The following is a 20547-nucleotide window of genomic DNA, read 5'->3' on the forward strand; positions in this document are numbered from 1 at the left end:
GGTGACAGCGCCGTCAGGTCCGCGTCTCGGCCTCCCACCGGTCGGGGCCCACGCCGCGCCAGTCGATCAGCGGCGAGTCGGCCACCTCTTCCGGCTCGATCTCCAGCCCGGCCCGGCGCAGGAACTCCACCAGGTCCCCCACGTTGTGCGCGAGGCCCAGGATCTCGCCGTCGACCCGGACCCGGCGTCCGCCGGTCGGGGACGGCAGGTGCACGATGATGGGGCGCTTCCCGGCCATGGCTCCAGCATCGTCCGGGCCGGCGGGACCCGCACCCGGGCCGGTCATCGGACAGCCCCCGGCAGCGTGGTGCGGAAGGGCAGCCGGTCGTGCGGGCCGCGCCCGGCGGGGACGCGGCGCGCGGAGCGCGGCACAGCGGGACACCTGGAAGAGCCATTATCGTTCACATGTTCGATTCTAAGGGACTTCCGTGCGGCACAACGCTGTTCCGGCAGCGAGTTCCCCGGGCTGGATTGTCGTCCGGCTCCGATGCGCGAGATCCTGGAACTCCGACCATGGGCGAGCGAGCGAAGCCGGGCCGGCTCCCACTCCCCGTAAGGCACACCACCTGGGCTGCGGCCCAGAGACGCGCCGGCGGCCGTCGCGTCTCGCGAAGGAGGCCGAGCGATGAACCGTCCGTCGTACCGTGACCGCACAGGCGCGACCTCACCGCCGCGGCTCCCCGGCCGCGCCGGGAACGTACGGAGACTGAGCACCACCGCCGTGGCGGCGATGCTCCTCGCGGGCTGTGCCGCGGGCACCCCCGATGCCGCCCCGCGCTCCAGCGGCCCCGGCCTGTCCCACACCCCGCCCGCCACGACCTCCCACCCGCGTTCGTCCCTCGCCCCGGACCTCGCCACCTCCGCCAGCGCTCCCGCCCCCGCCACGACGTCCGCAGCCGCCGCGTGCACCAACAGCACGAAGCTGGCCGGGTGGTCGAACCGCCGGCTGGCCATGCTAACCATCGCCGTCCCCGTGCCGGAGACCTCGGTGTCCGACGCCACCTCGGAGGTGAGCGCGGGCGCGGGCGGAGTGCTGCTGTTCGGCAACAAGGCGCCGGCCGACCTCGGTTCCCGGCTGTCCACCTTGAAGTCCCATGTGCCGGGCCGCCTCGGCCTGTTGGTGATGACGGACGAGGAGGGCGGCGGCATCCAGCGCATGGCGAACCTCGTCGGATCCCTGCCCTGGGCCGCGTACATGGGCTCGCACTGGACCCCGGCCCAGATCCAGCAGAACGTCGCGAAGGTCGCGAAGAAGATGGCGGCCGCCCAGGTGAACATGGACCTCGCGCCGGTGGTCGACGTGGACGGCAGGAACGTGGCGCCCAGCAAGACCAATCCCGACGGCTGGCGGTCCTTCAGCGGGAACACCGCGGTGGTCTCCAAGGACGGTGTGGCGTACATGAAAGGGCTGCGCGCCGGAGGCGTGATACCCGTCGTGAAGCACTTCCCGGGTCTGGGCGGCTCGACCTACAACTCCGACTTCGGCCCCGCCCGCACCCTGCCCTGGTCCACCCTGCAGAAGGTGGCCATCCCTCCGTTCACAGCGGCCATCAAGGCCGGCGCCCCGGCCATCATGATCTCCAACAACATAGTTCCGGGCCTGAGCACCAGTCCGGCGAGCCTGTCCCCCACCGTCATCGGTACCGAGCTGCGCGGCAAGCTGGGCTTCAAGGGGCTGGTGGTCACCGACTCGCTCAGCGCCAAGGCGATCTCCGCCGCCGGCTTCAGCGTTCCCGGTGCGGCCGTCCAGGCCCTGCGGTCCGGTGCCGACATGGTCTTGTTCGACCTGGGCGGCAACGTCGGCTCCCAGACGTCCTCGATCGCCAAGGCGGTCACCGACGCGGTGGCCGGCGGACGCCTCTCCCGCAGCCGCCTCATCGACGCGGCGGGGCACGTCCTGGCCGTCCGGCACGTGAACCTCTGCCCGTAGACACGAGGTTGCGCCCCGGCCCGGACGACCGGGCCGGCCGCTCCCCGGCCCGGATGGTTGGGCACGGTGGAACGCGGAAACGACGAAAGGGTCCGTGATCAGCATTGCTGCTGTTCACGGACCCTTTCGGTCGTGTGGCGGCGCCAGGATTCGAACCTGGGAAGGCTGAGCCGGCAGATTTACAGTCTGCTCCCTTTGGCCGCTCGGGCACACCGCCGGGGTTGTGCTGCCAACCGAACCCGCTTTCGGCGGTGCTCCGTGGCAACGACGTAAACAATACCCGATACCGAGGGGTGCTCCGCCACCCCATTGATCTCCACCCCCGGGGTCGCGGGGTGGCTAGGCTGGTGCGGATGCGGCCCGGCACGGAGCCGGGCCCGGCGGTCGCCGCCGTGCCCGCCGGCACGCACCCCATCAGCACCCCGATACAAGGAGCCACAGGACATGGCCGACTCCAGTTTCGACATCGTCTCGAAGGTCGAGCGGCAGGAGGTCGACAACGCCCTCAACCAGGCCGCCAAGGAGATCTCGCAGCGCTACGACTTCAAGGGCGTGGGTGCCTCGATCTCGTGGTCCGGTGACAAGATCCTCATGGAGGCGAACTCCGAGGACCGGGTGAACGCTGTCCTCGACGTCTTCCAGTCCAAGCTGATCAAGCGGGGTATCTCGCTGAAGGCGCTGGACGCGGGCGAGCCGCAGCTCTCCGGCAAGGAGTACAAGATCTTCGCGTCGATCGAGGAGGGCATCTCCCAGGAGAACGCGAAGAAGGTGGCGAAGATCATTCGCGACGAGGGCCCCAAGGGCGTGAAGGCCCAGGTCCAGGGCGAGGAGCTGCGGGTCAGCTCCAAGAGCCGCGACGACCTCCAGACCGTGATCTCCCTGCTCAAGGGCAAGGACTTCGACTTCGCGCTGCAGTTCGTGAACTACCGGTAGGACGCGGCGGGAAGCACAGGAAAGGGTGGGCGCCGGTTGGTGCCCACCCTTCTGCTCGCCGCTCCCTGTGAGCGCCGCCGCACGCGCGGCGCGTTCAGTCGCGTGAGTTGCCGAACAGGATGCGGTAGACGATCAGCAGCACCAGGGAGCCGCCGATGGCCGCCGCCCAGGTGGCGCCGTCGTAGAAGTTCTTCGTGACCGGGTGGTCCAGCCAGCGGGCCGAGATCCAGCCGCCTATGAACGCGCCCGCGACGCCGATGAGTGTCGTGCCGATGAAGCCGCCGGGGTCGCGGCCCGGCAGCAGGAGCTTGGCGATGGCTCCGGCCAGCAGTCCCAGAATGATCCAACCGATGATGCTCATGCCGTGAACCTGCCCTTCCGCGCTGTGTCCGCACCGTGCGGGGCCTGAAGTTCCGATGAGGACCCGCTGTCCGTCGCGCGTGTGTTCGTGCCGCGTCGGTGTAGAGGACGTCATGAGGTCACCGACCGGTTGCGCCGCTCAGTAGGGTGCGGCGCATGACACCCTCCGGCACCGCTCTGCGGCGCACCCTGGGGCTGCGGGACGCCGTGGTCGTCGGCCTCGGCTCGATGATCGGGGCCGGTGTCTTCTCGGCCCTCGGGCCGGCCGCGCGCGCGGCCGGTTCCGGGCTGCTCGTGGGGCTGGCCCTCGCCGCGGTGGTGGCCTACTGCAACGCCATGTCCTCGGCGCGTCTCGCGGCCCGGTATCCGGCATCCGGCGGCACGTACGTCTACGGGCGGGAGCGGCTCGGGGCCTTCTGGGGGTACCTCGCCGGCTGGGCGTTCGTGGTCGGCAAGACGGCGTCCTGCGCGGCCATGGCGCTCACGGTGGGCACGTACGCCTGGCCGGGGCAGGCGCATGCGGTGGCGGTCGCCGCCGTGGTGGCCCTGACCGCCGTGAACTACGGCGGCATCCAGAAGTCCGCGTGGCTCACGCGGGTGATCGTGGCCGTCGTCCTGGCCGTACTCGCGGCCGTGGTCGTCGCCTGCCTGTCCTCCGGGCGGGCCGTGGCCGGGCACCTCGGCGTCGGCCTGTCGTCCGGGGCCGGCGGGGTCCTCCAGGCGGCCGGGCTGCTGTTCTTCGCGTTCGCCGGGTACGCGCGGATCGCGACCCTCGGCGAGGAGGTCCGCGATCCGGCGCGCACCATCCCGCGCGCGATCCCGCTGGCCCTGGGGATCGCCCTCGTCGTGTACGCGTGCGTGGCCGTCGCGGTGCTCGGGGTCCTCGGCGCCGGCCCGCTCGGACGGGCGGAGGCGCCGCTGGCCGAGGCGGTGCGGGCGGCCGGGGCGCCCGGCCTCGTGCCCGTGGTGCGGGCGGGGGCGGCGGTGGCCGCGCTGGGCTCGCTGCTCGCGCTGATCCTCGGGGTGTCCCGGACGACGCTCGCCATGGCCCGGGACGGGCATCTGCCGGGCGCGCTGGCCGCCGTGCACCCCCGGTTCGGGGTGCCCCACCGGGCGGAGCTGGCGGTGGGCGCGGTGGTCGCCGTGCTGGCCGCCACGGTGGACGTGCGCGGCGCGATCGGGTTCTCCTCCTTCGGCGTGCTGGCCTACTACGCCGTCGCCAACGCCTCGGCCTGGACGCTGAGTCCGGCGCCGCTGTCCCGTGTGGTGCCGGTGGTCGGCCTGCTGGGCTGCGCCGCTCTGGCGTTCGCGCTGCCCGTCGTCCCGGTGGCCGTGGGGGCGGGCGTGCTCGCCGTGGGCGCGGTGGCCTACGGCGTACGACGGTGGTGGGCGGGCCGGCGCCCCGCGTGACGCGCCGTCAGGACGACGGGGGCGCCGTCAGGGTGACGGGGGGCGTCGCCCAGGCCCGTCTCAGCGGCCCGCGAACGGCTGGTCCGTGGGGACGATCTCGCGGCCGAGCGGCAGCAGGGACACGGGGATCAGCTTGAAGTTGGCGATGCCGAACGGGATGCCGATGATCGTCACGCACAGGGCGATACCGGTGACGATGTGGGCGAGCGCCAGCCACCAGCCGGCCAGGATCAGCCACAGGACGTTGCCGAGGCACGACGGGGCGCCCGCGTCGTGGCGCTCCACCGTGGTGTACCCGAAGGGCCACAGGGCGTAGACGCCGATGCGGAAGGCGGCGATGCCGAACGGGATGCCGATGATCGTGATGCACAGCAGCAGGCCGGCCAGCAGATAGCCGAGGAACAGCCAGAAGCCGCTCAGGACGAGCCAGATGACGTTCAGGATGATCTTCACGAGCGACCTGCCATCTTCTCGAGCCGGGCGATGCGCTCCGCCATCGGCGGGTGGGTGGAGAACATCTTGGACAGTCCCTGACCGGGACGGAAGGGGTTCGCGATCATCATGTGGCTCGCGGTCTCGATCTTGGGCTCGGGCGGCAGCGGGAGGGCCTGGGTGCCGGCCTCCAGCTTGCGCAGCGCGCCGGCGAGGGCGAGCGGGTCGCCGGTGAGCTGGGCACCCGAGGCGTCCGCCTCGTACTCCCGGGAGCGGCTGATGGCCAGCTGGATGAGGCTGGCGGCGAGCGGGCCGAGGATCATGATCAGCAGCGTGCCGAGCAGGCCGGGGCCGTCGTCGTCGTCCGAGCGGCCCACCGGGATGAGCCAGGCGAAGTTCACCAGGAACATGATCACCGAGGCCAGGGCGCCGGCGACCGAGGAGATGAGGATGTCGCGGTTGTAGACGTGGCTCAGCTCGTGGCCGATGACGCCGCGCAGCTCACGCTCGTCCAGGAGGCGCAGGATGCCCTCCGTGCAGCACACGGCCGCGTTGCGCGGGTTGCGGCCGGTCGCGAAGGCGTTGGGGGCCTCGGTCGGGGAGATGTAGAGGCGCGGCATGGGCTGGCGTGCCTGGGTGGAGAGCTCGCGCACCATGCGGTACAGCGCCGGCGCCTCGAACTCGCTGACCGGGCGGGCGCGCATCGCGCGCAGCGCCAGCTTGTCGCTGTTCCAGTACGCGTACGCGTTCGTGCCCAGGGCGACGAGGACCGCGACGATCAGTCCGGCACGGCCGAAGAAGCTGCCGATGACGATGATGAGTGCGGACAGTCCGCCGAGGAGTACGGCGGTCCTGAGCCCGTTGTGCCGGCGGTGCACGGTGCGCCCTCCAAGTCGTGCAGCTGGGGAACACTTTGGGTCCAGTGGACCCTCCCGTCTGTGACAACGCCAGGCGACGGGCACGAGTTCCCCGGTGTGTGCGGCGGCACGGTTCGGCCGTACGGGTGACGTGCGGGTTCGGCCTCACGCGCGCGTGGGGGCACGGGTGCCCCACGCGCGCGTGGCGACTCCTCAGAACAGGCCGGTGGCCGCGAACCGGAGGACCAGCTGGGGCGCTCCGGACAGGGCGACGCCGAGCACTCCGGTGAGGGCGAGAGCGGCCGTCAGGGGGGCGGGGACGCGGTGCCGGGCGGTCTCGCCCTCGGGTGCCCGGAACAGCAGGGCGGTCCACTGGAGGTAGTAGAAGAGCGCGATGACCACGTTGACGGCCATGACGACGGCGAGCCAGCCGAGGCCCGCGTCGACGGCCGACGAGAACACCGTGACCTTGGCGAACAGGCCGATGACGCCCGGCGGCAGCCCGGCCAGGCACAGCAGGAAGAAGGCCAGCAGCAGCGCGGTGAGCGGGTTGGCGGCGTACAGGCCGCGGTAGTCCGCGATCCGGTTCAGGGGGCGGCCGCGGCCCACCAGCGCGGCGACGGCGAAGGCACCGAGGTTCACGGCCGCGTACATCAGGGCGTACGCCACCGTCGAGCCGATCGCCCGCCGGGGGTCATCGGCGTACCCGGCGGCGGCGATCGGCACCAGCAGGTACCCGGCCTGGCCGACGGAGGACCAGGCGAGCAGCCGTACGGCGCTGTACGCGCGCGTGGCCTGCTGCCGCAGGGCGCCGACGTTGCCGACGGTCATGGTGAGGGCGGCCAGGACGGCGAGCGCGGGCCCCCAGACGTCGGCGTACGACGGGAACGCGATCACGGTGACCAGGATCAGGCCGGAGAAGCCGACGGCCTTGCCGACGACCGACAGGTAGGCGGCCACGGGCAGCGGGGCGCCGACATAGGTGTCGGGCACCCAGAAGTGGAAGGGGACGGCGGCCGTCTTGAAGGCGAAGCCGATGAGGGTGAGGACGACACCGGTCTGGGTGAGGACGTGCAGCTGCCCGTCGACGTGTGGCAGGCGCTCGGCGACCTGGGTGAGGTAGAGGGTGCCGGTGGCGCCGTAGACGAAGCTGATGCCCATCAGGCTGACCGCGGTGGCGGTGACCGAGGACAGGAAGAACTTCAGGGCGGCCTCGGAGGACCGTTTGTCGCCGTGCCGGATGCCGACCAGGGCGAAGGCCGGCAGGGAGGCGACCTCCAGGGCGACGACCAGCGTGGCGAGGTCCCGGGAGGCGGGCAGCAGCGCGGCGCCGGCGGCGGAGGACAGCAGCAGGAACCAGAACTCGCCGGGCGGGACGCGCCGCCGGTCGTCGTCGAGGTTGGTGACGGACAGCAGGGCGGCGAGCAGCGCGCCGCCGAGGACCAGGAACTGGATGGCGAGGGTGAAGCCGTCCGCGGTGTAGCTGCACGCGCCCGCCCGGCCGGCCACGCAGAAGGTGCTGCGGTCTCCGTCCAGGAGGGGCAGGAGCATCAGGGCGGCCGCGGCCAGCCCGGCGACCGAGACCCAGCCGAGGACGGCCTTGCGGGGCTCGGGCAGGAACAGGTCGGCGACGAGGACGACGAGCGCCACGACGGCGGTGATCGTCGGCGGGGCGATCGCCAGCCAGTCGACGGACTGGACCGTCGACTCGGCAAGCGGCTGGGCGCTCATCGGGTGCCTCCTGCGAGGAGCTGCTGCACGGCCGGGTCGGTCAGGCCGAGCAGGGCCTTCGGCCACAGTCCGGCGAGGACGGTGAGGGCGACGAGCGGGGTCCAGGCGGCGAACTCGTACCCGTGCACGTCGGCGAGTCTCGGGACCTCCCGCTCGGCTCCGCCCATGCACACGCGGCGGACCACGATCAGCATGTACGCGGCCGTCAGCAGGGTGCCGAACGCCCCGATCGCCATGAAGGTGAGGAACGCGGGCCGGCTGAGACCGGCGCCGGGTTCGAACGCGCCGAACAGCGACAGCATCTCGCCCCAGAAGCCGGCGAGCCCGGGCAGCCCGAGCGAGGCGACCGCGGCGAACGCGAGCAGCCCGCCGAGGCGCGGGGCCCTGCCGTAGAGCGCGGCACCCGTCTGTTCGGCCAGGGTGTCGAGGTCGGTGCTGCCGGTGCGGTCCTTGAGGGCGCCGACCAGGAAGAAGAGCAGGCCGGTGATCAGGCCGTGCGCGATGTTGGCGAACAGGGCGCCGTTCACGCCGGTCGGGGTCATGGTCGCGATGCCCAGCAGGACGAAGCCCATGTGGCCGACGGAGGAGTAGGCGATCAGCCGCTTGAGGTCGCCCTTGGCGCCCTGTTTGGCCAGGGCCAGGCAGGCCAGGGACCCGTAGATGATCCCGACGACGGCGAACGCGGCGAGATAGGGCGCGAAGGTGTGGAAGCCGTGCGGCGCCACCGGCAGCAGGATGCGGACGAACCCGTACGTGCCCATCTTGAGCAGGACACCGGCCAGCAGGACCGAGCCGACGGTCGGGGCGGCGGTGTGCGCGTCGGGCAGCCAGCTGTGCAACGGCCACATCGGGGTCTTGACCGCGAGCCCGATGCCGATCGCCAGAACCGCGACGACCTGCACGGAGGCGGTCAGCGACCGGCCGTTGTCAGTGGCGAGTGCCACCATGTCGAATGTGCCCGCCTTGATCCCGATCAGGAGCAGGCCGAGCAGCATGACGACGGAGCCGAGCAGCGTGAACAGGATGAACTTCCACGCGGCCCGGGTCCGGCCCTCGCCGCCCCAGCGGGCGATGAGGAAGTACATCGGGATGAGCACCGTCTCGAACGCCAGGAAGAACAGCAGCAGGTCGAGGACGGCGAAGGTCGCGAGGGTGCCGGACTCGAGAAGGAGCAGCAGTGCGACGAACGCCTTCGGGGACGGGCCCGACGGCGGCTTGAAGTACGAGTAGAGCGCGCAGAGGAAGGTCAGCAGCGCGGTCAGCACCACAAGGGGGAGGGAGATGCCGTCGATGCCGAGGTGGATGCGCACGTCGAGTGCGGGGATCCAGCTGATGTCGGTCGTGGCCTGCATCTTCGACGGCTGGTCGTGGTCGAAGCCGAGCGCGAGGACGATCGCGGCGACGAGGATCACGCCGGTCACGGTGACGCCGTGCCGCAGCACGGCCTGCTCGGGCGACTTCCCCTTCAGCCCGGGCGGGGCCGGCAGGAGGGCGGCGACGGCGCCGAGGAGCGGGCCGACGACGACGAACGCCAGAAGGAACTGCATCACGGACTCGTTGATATCGATCACGCCTGCTCACGCTCCCGTGGCGACGAGGACGACGGCCACCGCCAGGACGACGGTGCCGGCGAGCAGCGCGCTCACATAGGTCTGCACATTGCCGGTCTGCGCACGCCGTACGGCGGCCCCGAGCAGCCGGGGCAGGGCGGCCGCGGCGCGTACGTAGGTGTCGACGACCTCGCGGTCGAGGAACCGGACGAGACTCGCACCGGCCTGGACCGGGCGGACGAACAGTGCCGAGTACACCGCGTCCAGGTGGAAGCCGGCGGCCGCTGGCCGGCGCAGCGGGCCGAGCAGCAGTCGTGCCGGGTCCGCCAGGTCGGGTGCGTAGGCGATGTCGCCGTAGGCCGGTTCGTGGGTGGCGATGGCCTCGGCCTCGACCAGTCCGGCGTCGGCCTCGGGGTGGGCGGCGACCGCGCCGAGCGGGGCGCGGGCGGCGAGCGCGGTGGTCCGCTGCCAGGCGCCGTAGGTGAGCAGTCCGCCGACGACGGCGAGGCCCGTGCCGAAGATCGAGGTGAGGAGGGTCGGGGTCAGGTCGCGGCCGTCGAACCAGCCGGGCAGCGAGCGGTAGGCGAGCCCGCCGAAGGCCAGGGAGGGGACGGTGAGGACCCAGAGCACGACGGTCATCGTCAGCGGCTGACGGCCGTGGTCGGGTGCCTCGGCGCCCTTGCCGCGGAACGCCAGCAGCCACAGCCGGGTGGCGTAGGCGGCGGTGAGCAGGGCGGCCACCAGGCCGGCGACGAGGACGATCCAGCCGGCGGCACCGGGCACGCGCGCGGCGTGGCCGCCGGCGGCGTGCTCCGCGGCGCCGAGGACGGACTCCTTGGAGAAGAAGCCGCTGAACGGCGGGATCGCGGCGAGCGCGAGCAGCGCCACGGTCATCGTCCAGAAGGCGTCCGGGACGCGGTCGCGCAGGCCGTGCATGCGGGACATGGCGGCCAGCGAGTTGGTGCCGGCGGCGTGGATGATCACGCCGGCCGCGAGGAACAGCAGGGCCTTGAAGGCGCCGTGGGACAGGAGGTGGAAGACGGCGGCGCCGCGGTCGCCGACGGCGAGGGCGCCGGTCATGTAGCCGAGCTGGCCGATCGTCGAGTAGGCGAGGACGCGCTTGATGTCGTCCTGGGCGAGCGCGGCGAGACCGGACCCGGCCATCGTGACGGCGGCCATGACGGCGAGGACCACCATCGCGGCCGAGGAGGCCTCGAAGACGGGGAGGAGACGGGCGACGAAGTAGACACCGGCGGCGACCATCGTGGCGGCGTGGATGAGCGCCGAGACGGGGGTCGGACCGGCCATCGCGTCCGGCAGCCAGGTGTGCAGCGGGAACTGCGCCGACTTGCCCGCCACGCCCGCGAGGAGCAGCAGCGCGATCACGGTCGGGTGGTCGAGGCCGCCGCTCGCGACGGTGCCGAGGACCCGGGTGATGCGGAAGGACCCGGCGTCGGTGCCGAGGGCGAACAGACCGATGAGGAACGGCACGTCACCGAGCTTGGTGACGAGGAAGGCCTTCAGGGAGGCGGCGCGGGCCTCGGGGGTCTCCCAGTAGTGGCCGACGAGGAAGTAGGAGCAGATGCCCATGACTTCCCAGCCGACCAGCAGCACGATCAGGTCACCGGAGTAGACGACCAGCAGCATCGCGGAGGTGAACAGGGAGACGAGGGCCGCGTACGAGGGGTAGCGCGGGTCGTCGCGCAGGTAGCCCGTCGAGTAGATCTGCACGCAGGTCGCGACGAAGGCGACCAGGACGGCGACGAGCGCGGCGAAGCCGTCGATGTCGAGGGCCAGGTCGATCGGCACGGAGCCGGTGGGGGTCAGCTCGGTGTGGGCCTCGATGGCGGGACCGCCGGCCTGCCGGGCGGCGACCAGCGCGGCCAGCGCGAGCGCCCCGAGGGGCGGCAGCACGGCGAGCGGGCGGACGAAGCCGGGTGCGGTGCGGCCCAGCAGCAGGCCGGCCGCGGCGCCGAGGAACGGCAGGAGGGGGACGAGGACGGCGAGGGTGGTCGTGGTCACGCGGTGGCCTCAGCCTTCTCGGCCGCGGAGGAGCCGGGGCCCGCGATGTCGGGGCCGCCGGTCTCGGGGCCCTCGGCGGTGTCGCGGAGCTTGTCGATGTCGGCGGTGCCGCGGTTGCGGTGGACGGCGAGCACGATCGCCAGGCCGATGCCGATCTCGGCGGCGGCGATGGCGATCGTGAACAGGGTCAGCGCCTGGCCGGAGTGCAGGGTCTCCTTGGCGACGCGGCTGAGCCAGACGTCGAAGGCGACCAGGTTGAGGTTGACGGCGTTGAGCATCAGCTCGACCGACATCAGGACCAGGATCGCGTTGCGGCGGGCGAGGACGCCGTAGAGGCCGGTGCAGAAGAGGAGGGCGGAGAGTACGGCGGGATAGGCGAGGTGCATCAGCGGGCGCCTTCCTTCTCGGCCGGGGTGTCCGCGGTGGCCCCGGGTGCGGCGCTCGCGTCCGCCTTCGCCTTGCGGGACAGGACGATCGCGCCGACCAGGGCCGCGAGCAGCAGGACGGAGAGGGCCTCGAAGGGCAGGACCCAGTTCTGGAAGAGGCTCTGGCCGGTGACGCGGGTGGTGCCGGCGGGCGGTCCGTCCAGGTCGATCCAGGTGGCGCGGAAGGCGTCGACGACCACCCACACCAGGGCTGCCGCGGCGGCGGTCGCGACGGCCAGGGCGGCCCACCGGTTGCCGGAGTCGGCGTCCGGCGAGCGGCCGATGGGGGCCCGGGTGAGCATCAGGCCGAACAGGAGGAGCACGACGACGGAACCGACGTAGATCAGGACCTGCACCCAGGCGATGAACTCGGCCGTGAGCAGCAGGTACTCCACGGCGAGGCCGCCGAGTGCGACCACGAGCCACAGGGCCGCGTGGACCAGCTGCCGGGTGGTGACGGTGATCAGTGCGGCGCCGAGGGTGACGAGGCCGACGAGGAGGAAGGCGATCTCGACGCCGGTCGGGGACAGGAAGCCGGGCGGGGCCGCCGCGAGGCTCACGGCTGCTGCGTGGTTCATGACGCGCCCTCCCCCGGTTCGGCCTGCGCGGCGGCCAGCTTCTCGGCGGTCTTGCGGGCGGCGGCGATCTCCTTGGGCTCCTCCGCGCCGGGGTCCAGGGCGGGCGGAGCCGGGACGGTCCACATCCACTCGCGCAGCTTGTCCCGCTCGTGGGTGAGTTCGCGGATGTCGGTCTCGGCGTACTCGAACTCCGGGGACCAGAACAGCGCGTCGAAAGGACACACCTCGATGCAGATACCGCAGTACATGCACAGGGAGAAGTCGATGGCGAACCGGTCGAGGACGTTCCGGCTGCGCTCACGGCCGCCGGGGGCGGCGGGCGGGACCGTCTCCTTGTGGGAGTCGATGTAGATGCACCAGTCGGGGCACTCACGGGCGCAGAGCATGCAGACCGTGCAGTTCTCCTCGAACAGGCCGATCACCCCGCGGGTGCGGGGCGGGAGTTCGGGCTGGACGTCCGGGTACTGCTCGGTGACCGTCTTCCTGGTCATCGTGCGGAGGGTGACGGCCAGGCCCTTGGCGAGGCCGGAGCCGGGGATCGGGGCCATCTAGGAGATCACCACCTTGACGATGCCGGTGAGGGCGATCTGGGCGAGGGAGAGGGGGACGAGGAGGGTCCAGGAGAGCTTCTGGAGCTGGTCCTCGCGCAGCCGGGGGTAGGTGACGCGGAGCCAGATGACGACGAACGCGAGGGTCGCGGTCTTCAGCAGGGTCCACACCCAGCCCAGGCCGTCGGTGCCCCACGGGCCGTGCCAGCCGCCCAGGAAGAGGACGGTGGTCAGGCCGCACAGGACGACGATGCCCGCGTACTCGGCGAGCAGGAACAGGGCGAAGCGCAGACCGGTGTACTCGGTGTACGCGCCGAAGATGATCTCCGAGTCGGCGACGGGCATGTCGAAGGGCGGGCGCTGGAGTTCGGCGAGTCCGGCGACGAAGAAGACGACCGCGCCGACGAGCTGCCAGGGCACCCACCACCAGTGGAAGCCGTGCAGGATGCCGGGGAGCGAGACGGTGCCCGCGGCCATGGCGACGGAGGCCGCCGCCAGCAGCATCGGGAGTTCGTAGGCGAGCAGCTGGGCGGCCGTGCGCAGGCCGCCGAGCAGGGAGAACTTGTTCGCGCTGGCCCAGCCGGCCATGAGCGAGCCGAGCACGCCGACGCCCATCACCGCGAGCACGAAGAACACGCCCGCGTCGAGGACCTGGCCGACGGCGCCCTCGCTCGGGCCGATCGGGATGGCGAGCAGGACGAGGAGGTAGGGCAGCAGGGCGACGGCGGGCGCGAGCTGGAAGACGCGGCGGTCGGCGCCGGCCGGTACCACGTCCTCCTTCTGCGCGAACTTCACGCCGTCGGCGATGAGCTGGGCCCAGCCGTGGAAGCCGCCCGCGTACATCGGGCCGAGCCGGCCCTGCATGTGCGCCATCACCTTGTGCTCGGTCTGGCCGACGATCAGCGGGAAGGTGAGGAAGACGACGAACACGGTCAGGAGTCGCAGGGCGACGTCCAGCACGTCGTTCACTGCGGGCCTCCTGTGGGGTCGTCAGGGGTGCGGTCTTCTGGAGCGGGGTCCTGCGGGTCGGGGTCCTGCGGGTCGGGGTCGTGGGGGTCCCGCGGCCCGGAGTCCTCGGGGGTGCGCTTGCCGGGCTCGGGGCTTTCGGGGGCCGGGCTTTCGGAGACCGGGCTTTCGGAGACCGGGCTCCCTGAAGCGGGCGCCTCCGGTGCCGGGCTCCCGGAAGCCGGGGCTTCGGGCGCCGGGGTTTCGGCGCGCTCCGCCTTCTTCTCCCCCGGCTGCGGCTCGGGCGCCGGTTCGTCGAACGCCGGGCGGGCGTGGTGCCAGGGGGCGTCCGCGCTGCGCGGCGCGGCGGCCCTGCGGGCGGGAGCCGCGGGGGTACCCGGCTCCGCGGGCCCGGTCGGCCCCGTCTGCTCCGTCTGCTCCGTCTGCTCCGTCTTCGCCGTCTTCTCCGTCGGCGCGGCGGGCCCGGCTTCGGTGCGCTGGGACGTCGAGCCCTCCGAGGCGCTGCGGGCGCGGCGCGGGCGGGACGGTGCCAAAGGCGTGCCCGGCTCGTGCGCCACCGAGGCCTCCGCGGCCGGTCCGGACGCCGCCGCCTGGGTGGCGTCGCCCTCGGCCGCGGCCTCCTTCCGCGTCGCCGCGTCCTCAGCGGATGCGGATACGGCATCCCCGGCAGGTGCCGCGCCCCGGTCGGCGCCGTGTCTCCGCCCGGCACCGCGCTCTCGGCCGGCGTGGCCGACTGGCTCGCCGAGCCCTCGCTCGCACTCCGCGTCCGGCGCGGTCGGGCGGCGGCTCCACCGGCTCGCGCCGCTCCGGCGGCACCGGAGGCCCGAGGGGTCCCGGGCTCGGTGGTTCCCGGGGCTTCGGCCGCGCCGGCCACCGCCCCGGTCTCCTCGGTCTGGCTCGCGGATCCCTGCGCCGCCGTGCGGGCGCGCCGTACCGGACGGTCGCCGGCCGCCGCGCGGGCCGGGCGCTCGCCCGCCGCGCCCGCCGCGCCCGCCGCGCCCGCCGCTCCCCGGGCCGGGCGGGCGGGGGCCGGGGGCAGCTGGCCCTTGAGCGGGCCCCACTCGTTCGGGTCGGGAACGCCCGGGGGCAGCATCTGACGCCGCTTGGGGCCGCCGTGGTCGGACTCGCCCGGCTCCTTCGCCCCGGGCCAGGCCTTGGCGACACGGGCGGCGAGGACGAAGTCCTTGCGGAGCGGGTGGCCCTCGAAGTTCTCGGGGAGCAGCAGGTGCTCCAGGCCCGGGTGGTCGGCGAAGTCGACGCCGAACATCTCGTGGGTCTCGCGCTCGTGCCAGGCGGCGCCCGCGTAGACGCCGACGGCCGAGGGCAGCGCCGGTGCCTCGTGCGGCACGGTCGTGCGGACCAGGAGCCGGCGGACCGGGTCCAGCGCGACGACGTGGGCGGAGACGCGGAATCCGGTGCCGGGCTCGTCGACCGCGCTCAGCCAGTCGAAGTAGGTGCAGGACAGGGTCGTACGGGCCGTGTCCAGGGCGGTGAGCCAGGAGGACGGCGGTACGTCCACGGTGAGGACGCCGTACGACTCCTCGGCCGTGGCGTCCGGGCCGAAGAGTTCCTCCGCGGGGGCGGGCAGCCAGCCGACGGTGCTCATCGGGCGTCCCCCTCGGCGGCCGGGGCCGGGGGCTTCACCAGGCCACTCTGCAGGGCGGCCGCGGACGGCCGGTCGGACCCGGTGCCGTACCGCTCACCCAGCGACTCGCGGGCGATCTTCTCCTGGAGCTTGAGGATGCCCTGGAGCAGCGCCTCGGGGCGCGGCGGGCAGCCGGGGACGTAGACGTCCACCGGGATGATCTGGTCGACGCCCTTGGTGACGGAGTAGGAGTCCCAGTAGGGGCCGCCGCAGTTGGAGCAGGCGCCGAAGGAGATGACGTACTTCGGCTCGGGCATCTGCTCGTACAGGCGCTTGACGGCCGGGGCCATCTTGTCGGTGACCGTGCCGGAGACGATCATCAGGTCGGCCTGGCGGGGCCCCGGGGCGAAGGGGATGACGCCGAGCCGGATGAAGTCGTGCCGGGCCATGGACGCGGCGATGAACTCGATCGCGCAGCAGGCGAGCCCGAAGTTGAAGACCCAGAGCGAGTAGCGGCGGCCCCAGTTCAGGACCACCTTCATCGGCTCGGGTGCGAGGCGTGCCAGAGTGCCGAGCCGCTTGGGCTCGGGCAGCGCGACAGGCTCGGGCAGCGCGACGGGCTCGGGCCCCGGGGGAACGGATGCGGCCGAGGGGTTCACGTCCATGCCAGGACGCCCTTCTTGTATGCGTACAGCAGGCCCACGGCGAGGAAGCCGAGGAAGATGAACATCTCCACGAGGGTCGTCGCGCCGTAACCGGGGGCGGCGAAGACCGTCGCCCAGGGGAACAGGAAGATCGAGTCGACCGCGAAGATCACGTACAGGAACGCGTAGACGTAGTAGCGGACCTGGGTGTGCGCCCAGCCCTCGCCGACGGGGTCGACGCCGCACTCGTAGGTCAGGAGTTTCTCGGGGGTCGGCACGACCGGGCGCAGCAGGCGGCCGGCACCGAAGGCGACCGCGACGAACAGCACACCGACGACGGCGAGCAGTCCCACCACCGCATAGGACCGGAAGTAGCCGGCCGCGACGACGTTCGCCGTGGCGATCGTCGAGTCCCCCAACGTCTCCCGCACGGTCCGCCCCTCGCTCCCTGACCTCGTGACCTTCGTGAACTCTGTGATGCGACATCATTCGAGGATCTGTACGCACGGGAGTCTAGGCCCTGATAAAGAACCGGTAAGCAGCCCGTCACGGCGTGAGACGTGCGCGGGCGCCCCGGCCGGGACCGGGGTGGGGTTTTCCCCAGGCGGCGGAGGGCGGCGTACCGCATGGCGCGAGGGGTGCCGGGCACGGCAGGCTGACCGGTATGACCGCTCCCAGCTCCGCCGCCGGCCGCTTCGGCGGCATCGGCCGGACCGACGGCCCCGACCGGACCGACGGCGCCGACCGGACCGACGGCGCCGACCGTCCTCGTCCGCTCGGGCCGGCCTACGACCCGTACACCTGGAAGGAGATCGCGCATCTCCTGCTGAACCTGCCGGTGGCGGTGTTCGGCTTCGTCTACGCCGTGACGGCGCTGGCCACCGGGGGCGCGCTCACCCTGACGGTGATCGGACTGCCGCTGCTCGCGCTCGCCCTGCTGGGCGCCCGGCAGCTGGGCAAGCTGGAGCGGGCCCGGGCCCGGAAACTGCTCGGGATGCGGGTGGAGGAGCCGACGCCGCTGCCGCTCGCCCGGAGCGGGGGCCCCGTGCCACGGCTGTGGATGGCGCTGAAGGACCCGGTGGGCTGGCGGACGCTGCTGTACGACGCCGTCAGGCTGCCCTGGGGCATCCTCACCTTCTGCACCGTGCTGGTGTCGCTGTTCGTGCTGTGGCCGGTGCTGCCGTACCTGGCGCGGGGGCTGACCAACGTCGACCGGGCGATGGTGCGGGGGCTGCTGTCGCCCTCGGACGAGCTGGAACGCCGTATCGCCGAACTGGAGACCGACCGCGGGGTCGTGGTCGACACGGCGGCGGCGGATCTGCGCCGGATCGAACGGGACCTGCACGACGGCGCGCAGGCCCGGCTGGTCAACCTGGCCATGGGGCTCGGGCTGGCCAAGGAGAAGCTGCTGGAGGACCCCGACGCCGCCGCGGCGATGGTGGACGAGGCGCACGGCGAGGTGAAGCTGGCCCTCCAGGAGCTGCGCGACCTGGCCCGGGGGATCCATCCGGCGGTGCTCACGGACCGGGGCCTGGACGCGGCCCTGTCGTCGGTCGCCTCCCGCTGCACCGTGCCGGTGAAGGTGACCGCGGACCTGCCCGCACGTCCCGCCGAGGCCATCGAGGGCATCGCCTACTTCACGGTCTCCGAGCTGCTGCAGAACGTCAGCAAGCACAGCGGGGCGCGTTCCGCCTCGGTCGACGTGTGGCGGTCGGCGGACCGGCTGCTCATCCAGGTCCAGGACGACGGCCGGGGCGGTGCGCGGCTCGACGGCGGCAGCGGTATGCGGGGGCTGGCGGAGCGGCTGGGCGCGGTGGACGGCCTGTTCGTCGTCGACTCGCCGGACGGCGGCCCGACGGTGGTCACCGCGGAGCTGCCGTGGCGGGACCGGAAGGCGTAGCCGCGCCTCCCGCGCGCGGTCCGCGCGCACGCCGGGCCGGGGCCGTACGGATCAGCCGTACGGCCCCGCCGTCGTCTCCCGGCGCGGCCCGCTCCGACCGCGTCGGGCCCGCTCCGACCGCGTCGCGCGCCGGGGGTGGGGAAAACCCCCGGCCCAAGACGCCGACGGCCTTCATGGCTCCGCGCGGCGGCGCGCACGACCCTGGAGACACGGCCGGAGCGGCCGCCCGGACGAGGAGAACGGAACGACATTCGATGGCCACGGAGTACGGACAGCGGTACGGGCGAGGGCACGACCGGCCCGCCGGCACCGGTCACCGGCTGCCCGCGGCGCTGCGGGCGCCGTTCGAGGCACGCACCCTGCGCGAGTTCGGCCATGTCCTGCTGAGCCTGCCGGTCTCCATCGTCCTGTTCACCTGGGCGGTGGCGATGGTGCCGCTGGGGGCGGGGCTGCTGGTGACCTTCCTCGGCATCCCGGTGCTGGCGGTCGCGCTCGCCGGCTGCCGGGGCTTCGGCGTCCTGGAGCGGGCGCGGGCACGCGCGCTGCTGGGCGTGGACGTGGCCGACCCGGAACCGCTGCGGACGGCCAAGCCGGGTGCCCTGGCCTGGATGGGCGCGGTCCTCAAGAGCGGCAGCTCCTGGCGGCACCTGCTGTACGCGGTGGTGCAGTTCCCGTGGGCGGTGTTCGCGTTCTCGGTGGCGGTGAGCTTCTGGACGGTCGGCTGGTCGCTGCTGAGCTACCCGCTGTGGTTCTGGGTGTTCCCGGCGTACGCCGGTACCGGCGGGGTGCAGCTCTACGGCGACGCGCACCACAGCGTCTATCTCGACAACCCCTTCGAGATCGCCGTGACCTGTCTGGTCGGGCTGCTCTTCACGCTGGCCACGCCCTGGCTCGTACGGGCGCTGACGACCGTGGACGGGCTGCTCGTCCGGGGGCTGCTCGGGCCGTCGCGGCTGTCGGCGCGGGTGGTGGAGCTGGAGTCGGACCGCGGGGTCGTGGTCGACGCGGCCGCCGCCGACCTGCGGCGCATCGAGCGGGACCTGCACGACGGGGCGCAGGCGCGGCTGGTCGGGCTGGCCATGGATCTGGGGCTGGCGAAGGAGAAGCTCCGGGAGGACCCGCAGGCGGCGGCGCGCATGGTGGACGAGGCGCACGGCGAGGTGAAGACGGCCCTGCAGGAGCTGCGTGATCTCGCCCGGGGCATCCATCCCGCCGTGCTGACCGACCGCGGCCTGGACGCGGCCCTGTCCGCGGTCGCCTCCCGCTGCACGGTGCCGGTGCGGGTCGAGGTCGACCTGCCCGCCCGGCCGGTCCCGGCCATCGAGGGCATCGCCTACTTCACGGTCTCCGAGCTGCTGCAGAACATCAGCAAGCACAGCCGGGCCCGGTCCGCGTCGGTGGACGTGTGGCGCGCGGAGGACCGGCTGATGCTCCAGGTGATCGATGACGGCGTGGGCGGCGCGGACGTCTCCCGCGGCTCGGGTCTGGCCGGGCTCGCCGGCCGGCTGGACGCGGTGGACGGCGTCCTCGTGGTCGACTCGCCGGCCGGCGGCCCGACCCGTGTGATCGCCGAACTGCCCTGGCGGACGACCGCCTGACGTCTCGTACCCCCGCGAAGCACCGAAGCCCCCGAAGCTCCCGAGTCCCGAGGCCCCCAGGCCTCCGCGTCCCCGGGCCCTCGGGCCCCGCAGGCCTCCGCGTCCCAGGCCCCAGGCCCCGAGCCGCGAGCCGCGAGCCGCGAGACCCGCACCGCCTTCCTCCCCGCCCGCGCCGCCCGGGCGCGGCGGCGGTGCGGCCCGAATGCTGGAATGCTGGGCCTTCGTACGGACGCGCGTCCGGCACGGACGTCGTCACGGGATCGGGCTCGGGGGGCCGGAAGATCATGGAGGACAGGGTGCGGGTGGTCATCGCCGAGGACTCGGTGCTGCTCAGGGAGGGGCTGACCCGGCTGCTGACCGACCGCGGGCACGACGTGGTCGCCGGTGTCGGGGACGCGGACGCGCTGGTGAAGACCATCGCCGACCTGGACGCGCAGGGGGAGCTGCCCGACGTGGTGGTGGCGGACGTGCGGATGCCGCCGACCCATACCGACGAGGGTGTGCGGGCGGCCGTGGCGCTGCGCAAGGCGCACCCGGGGCTCGGGGTGCTGGTGCTGTCGCAGTACGTGGAGGAGCGTTACGCCACCGAACTGCTGGCCGGATCCAGCCGCGGTGTGGGCTATCTGCTCAAGGACCGGGTCGCCGAGGTGCGGGAGTTCGTCGACGCGGTGGTGCGGGTCGCGCAGGGGGGTACTGCCCTGGACCCGGAGGTGGTCGCGCAGCTGCTCGGCCGCAGCCGCAAGCAGGACGTGCTGGCCGGACTGACCCCGCGCGAGCGCGAGGTGCTCGGGCTGATGGCCGAGGGGCGCACGAACTCGGCGATCGCCCGGCAGCTGGTGGTCAGCGACGGCGCCGTGGAGAAGCACGTCAGCAACATCTTCCTGAAGCTCGGCCTCGCCCCGAGCGACGGCGACCACCGTCGGGTTCTGGCCGTTCTCACCTATCTGAACTCGTGACGGACGGGCCCGCGGCGCGCCGGCCGCCCCTCGAGGTACCCCGGCGAACGGGGTACCCGGACGGGAGCGGAAGGAGGGACCCGCGGGACCCGCGGGGAGCGCCTCGGCCGGTGCCCGGACTG

General features: G+C 72.9%; 19 protein-coding genes, 1 tRNA gene and 1 pseudogene. 6 read left to right on the top strand and 15 right to left on the bottom strand.

What is annotated here, in order from left to right; all coding sequences use genetic code 11:
• Positions 1–13: 13 nt before the first annotated feature.
• Positions 14–238: a hypothetical protein gene (locus N8I86_RS17190; protein WP_176985687.1), complete on the bottom strand. Its 225-nt coding sequence runs from the start codon at positions 236–238 to the stop codon at positions 14–16.
• Positions 239–625: 387 nt separating this feature from the next.
• Here N8I86_RS17190 and N8I86_RS17195 point away from each other — a divergent pair, with 387 nt between their 5' ends.
• Positions 626–1930 carry a glycoside hydrolase family 3 N-terminal domain-containing protein gene (locus N8I86_RS17195; protein WP_263278156.1) on the top strand — a complete coding sequence of 435 codons (1305 nt, stop codon included), beginning with the start codon at positions 626–628 and terminating at the stop codon, positions 1928–1930.
• A 135-nt stretch (positions 1931–2065) separates the two neighbouring features.
• On the opposite strand, the gene N8I86_RS17200 is transcribed toward N8I86_RS17195, so the two are convergent.
• Positions 2066–2147: transfer RNA gene (locus tag N8I86_RS17200), tRNA-Tyr, on the bottom strand.
• A gap of 227 nt (positions 2148–2374) precedes the next feature.
• On the opposite strand from N8I86_RS17200, the gene N8I86_RS17205 reads away from it, so the two are divergent.
• On the top strand, positions 2375–2863 hold the full coding sequence (locus tag N8I86_RS17205; protein ID WP_073901498.1) for a YajQ family cyclic di-GMP-binding protein: 489 nt from the start codon (positions 2375–2377) through the stop codon (positions 2861–2863).
• Positions 2864–2957: 94 nt separating this feature from the next.
• On the opposite strand, the gene N8I86_RS17210 is transcribed toward N8I86_RS17205, so the two are convergent.
• Positions 2958–3224, bottom strand: a complete 267-nt coding sequence (locus N8I86_RS17210) for a GlsB/YeaQ/YmgE family stress response membrane protein (RefSeq protein ID WP_073901499.1) — start codon at positions 3222–3224, stop codon at positions 2958–2960.
• 155 nt (positions 3225–3379) lie between these two features.
• On the opposite strand from N8I86_RS17210, the gene N8I86_RS17215 reads away from it, so the two are divergent.
• A complete protein-coding gene (locus tag N8I86_RS17215; RefSeq protein ID WP_123437586.1) occupies positions 3380–4633 on the top strand; it encodes an APC family permease in 1254 nt (417 codons plus the stop codon).
• Between the two features lie 60 nt (positions 4634–4693).
• Here N8I86_RS17215 and N8I86_RS17220 read toward each other — a convergent pair whose 3' ends face one another.
• The 12 genes and pseudogenes from N8I86_RS17220 to N8I86_RS17275 form a co-directional block, all read right to left on the bottom strand.
• Positions 4694–5086, bottom strand: coding sequence for a YccF domain-containing protein (locus N8I86_RS17220; protein WP_073901501.1), 393 nt, complete (start codon positions 5084–5086; stop codon positions 4694–4696).
• Entirely contained in the window at positions 5083–5943 is an 861-nt protein-coding gene (gene htpX, locus N8I86_RS17225; protein ID WP_073901502.1) for a zinc metalloprotease HtpX, read from the bottom strand. The genes N8I86_RS17220 and htpX overlap by 4 nt, the downstream gene beginning before the upstream one ends.
• A 192-nt stretch (positions 5944–6135) precedes the next feature.
• Complete coding sequence (locus tag N8I86_RS17230) at positions 6136–7653, bottom strand: NADH-quinone oxidoreductase subunit N (protein WP_263278157.1); 1518 nt, start codon at positions 7651–7653, stop codon at positions 6136–6138.
• On the bottom strand, positions 7650–9224 hold the full coding sequence (locus N8I86_RS17235) for a complex I subunit 4 family protein (RefSeq protein ID WP_073901506.1): 1575 nt from the start codon (positions 9222–9224) through the stop codon (positions 7650–7652). Before N8I86_RS17235 ends, N8I86_RS17230 begins: the two co-directional genes overlap by 4 nt.
• Before the next feature lie 6 nt (positions 9225–9230).
• A complete protein-coding gene (locus N8I86_RS17240) occupies positions 9231–11225 on the bottom strand; it encodes an NADH-quinone oxidoreductase subunit 5 family protein (protein WP_263278158.1) in 1995 nt (664 codons plus the stop codon).
• Positions 11222–11611, bottom strand: coding sequence for an NADH-quinone oxidoreductase subunit NuoK (gene nuoK / locus N8I86_RS17245; protein ID WP_123437583.1), 390 nt, complete (start codon positions 11609–11611; stop codon positions 11222–11224). The genes N8I86_RS17240 and nuoK overlap by 4 nt, the downstream gene beginning before the upstream one ends.
• Positions 11611–12228, bottom strand: coding sequence for an NADH-quinone oxidoreductase subunit J family protein (locus N8I86_RS17250; protein WP_073901512.1), 618 nt, complete (start codon positions 12226–12228; stop codon positions 11611–11613). Before N8I86_RS17250 ends, nuoK begins: the two co-directional genes overlap by 1 nt.
• Complete coding sequence (locus N8I86_RS17255; protein ID WP_073901514.1) at positions 12225–12776, bottom strand: NuoI/complex I 23 kDa subunit family protein; 552 nt, start codon at positions 12774–12776, stop codon at positions 12225–12227. The genes N8I86_RS17250 and N8I86_RS17255 overlap by 4 nt, the downstream gene beginning before the upstream one ends.
• Entirely contained in the window at positions 12777–13745 is a 969-nt protein-coding gene (locus tag N8I86_RS17260) for a complex I subunit 1/NuoH family protein (protein ID WP_263278159.1), read from the bottom strand.
• Positions 13742–15348 (bottom strand): annotated as a pseudogene (locus N8I86_RS17265) (NADH-quinone oxidoreductase subunit C). Before N8I86_RS17265 ends, N8I86_RS17260 begins: the two are co-directional and overlap by 4 nt.
• On the bottom strand, positions 15345–15992 hold the full coding sequence (locus tag N8I86_RS17270) for an NADH-quinone oxidoreductase subunit B (protein ID WP_073901520.1): 648 nt from the start codon (positions 15990–15992) through the stop codon (positions 15345–15347). The pseudogene N8I86_RS17265 and the gene N8I86_RS17270 overlap by 4 nt, the downstream one beginning before the upstream one ends.
• Complete coding sequence (locus tag N8I86_RS17275) at positions 15983–16402, bottom strand: NADH-quinone oxidoreductase subunit A (protein ID WP_073901522.1); 420 nt, start codon at positions 16400–16402, stop codon at positions 15983–15985. Before N8I86_RS17275 ends, N8I86_RS17270 begins: the two co-directional genes overlap by 10 nt.
• A 233-nt stretch (positions 16403–16635) precedes the next feature.
• On the opposite strand from N8I86_RS17275, the gene N8I86_RS17280 reads away from it, so the two are divergent.
• From N8I86_RS17280 to N8I86_RS17290, 3 genes are all read left to right on the top strand, one after another.
• Positions 16636–17871, top strand: coding sequence for a sensor histidine kinase (locus tag N8I86_RS17280; RefSeq protein ID WP_263278160.1), 1236 nt, complete (start codon positions 16636–16638; stop codon positions 17869–17871).
• Between the two features lie 254 nt (positions 17872–18125).
• The gene (locus tag N8I86_RS17285; RefSeq protein ID WP_263278161.1) at positions 18126–19469 is read left to right on the top strand and encodes a sensor histidine kinase; all 1344 of its coding nucleotides are present in this window, start codon (positions 18126–18128) and stop codon (positions 19467–19469) included.
• A 284-nt stretch (positions 19470–19753) separates the two neighbouring features.
• On the top strand, positions 19754–20425 hold the full coding sequence (locus N8I86_RS17290; RefSeq protein WP_123437579.1) for a response regulator transcription factor: 672 nt from the start codon (positions 19754–19756) through the stop codon (positions 20423–20425).
• The last annotated feature ends 122 nt before the right edge of the window (positions 20426–20547 follow it).

The organism is Streptomyces albidicamelliae, assembly GCF_025642175.1.
In the GTDB taxonomy this organism is placed as follows: domain Bacteria; phylum Actinomycetota; class Actinomycetes; order Streptomycetales; family Streptomycetaceae; genus Streptomyces; species Streptomyces albidocamelliae.

Bases quoted from the DNA above. Each gene is read 5' to 3' on its own strand.
- N8I86_RS17190 (WP_176985687.1), bottom strand. From the start codon at position 238: ATGGCCGGGAAGCGCCCCATCATCGTGCACCTGCCGTCCCCGACCGGC.
- N8I86_RS17195 (WP_263278156.1), top strand. From the start codon at position 626: ATGAACCGTCCGTCGTACCGTGACCGCACAGGCGCGACCTCACCGCCG.
- N8I86_RS17205 (WP_073901498.1), top strand. From the start codon at position 2,375: ATGGCCGACTCCAGTTTCGACATCGTCTCGAAGGTCGAGCGGCAGGAG.
- N8I86_RS17210 (WP_073901499.1), bottom strand. From the start codon at position 3,224: ATGAGCATCATCGGTTGGATCATTCTGGGACTGCTGGCCGGAGCCATC.
- N8I86_RS17215 (WP_123437586.1), top strand. From the start codon at position 3,380: ATGACACCCTCCGGCACCGCTCTGCGGCGCACCCTGGGGCTGCGGGAC.
- N8I86_RS17230 (WP_263278157.1), bottom strand. From the start codon at position 7,653: ATGAGCGCCCAGCCGCTTGCCGAGTCGACGGTCCAGTCCGTCGACTGG.
- nuoK (WP_123437583.1), bottom strand. From the start codon at position 11,611: ATGCACCTCGCCTATCCCGCCGTACTCTCCGCCCTCCTCTTCTGCACC.
- N8I86_RS17250 (WP_073901512.1), bottom strand. From the start codon at position 12,228: ATGAACCACGCAGCAGCCGTGAGCCTCGCGGCGGCCCCGCCCGGCTTC.
- N8I86_RS17255 (WP_073901514.1), bottom strand. From the start codon at position 12,776: ATGGCCCCGATCCCCGGCTCCGGCCTCGCCAAGGGCCTGGCCGTCACC.
- N8I86_RS17270 (WP_073901520.1), bottom strand. From the start codon at position 15,992: ATGGACGTGAACCCCTCGGCCGCATCCGTTCCCCCGGGGCCCGAGCCC.
- N8I86_RS17280 (WP_263278160.1), top strand. From the start codon at position 16,636: ATGACCGCTCCCAGCTCCGCCGCCGGCCGCTTCGGCGGCATCGGCCGG.
- N8I86_RS17285 (WP_263278161.1), top strand. From the start codon at position 18,126: ATGGCCACGGAGTACGGACAGCGGTACGGGCGAGGGCACGACCGGCCC.
- N8I86_RS17290 (WP_123437579.1), top strand. From the start codon at position 19,754: ATGGAGGACAGGGTGCGGGTGGTCATCGCCGAGGACTCGGTGCTGCTC.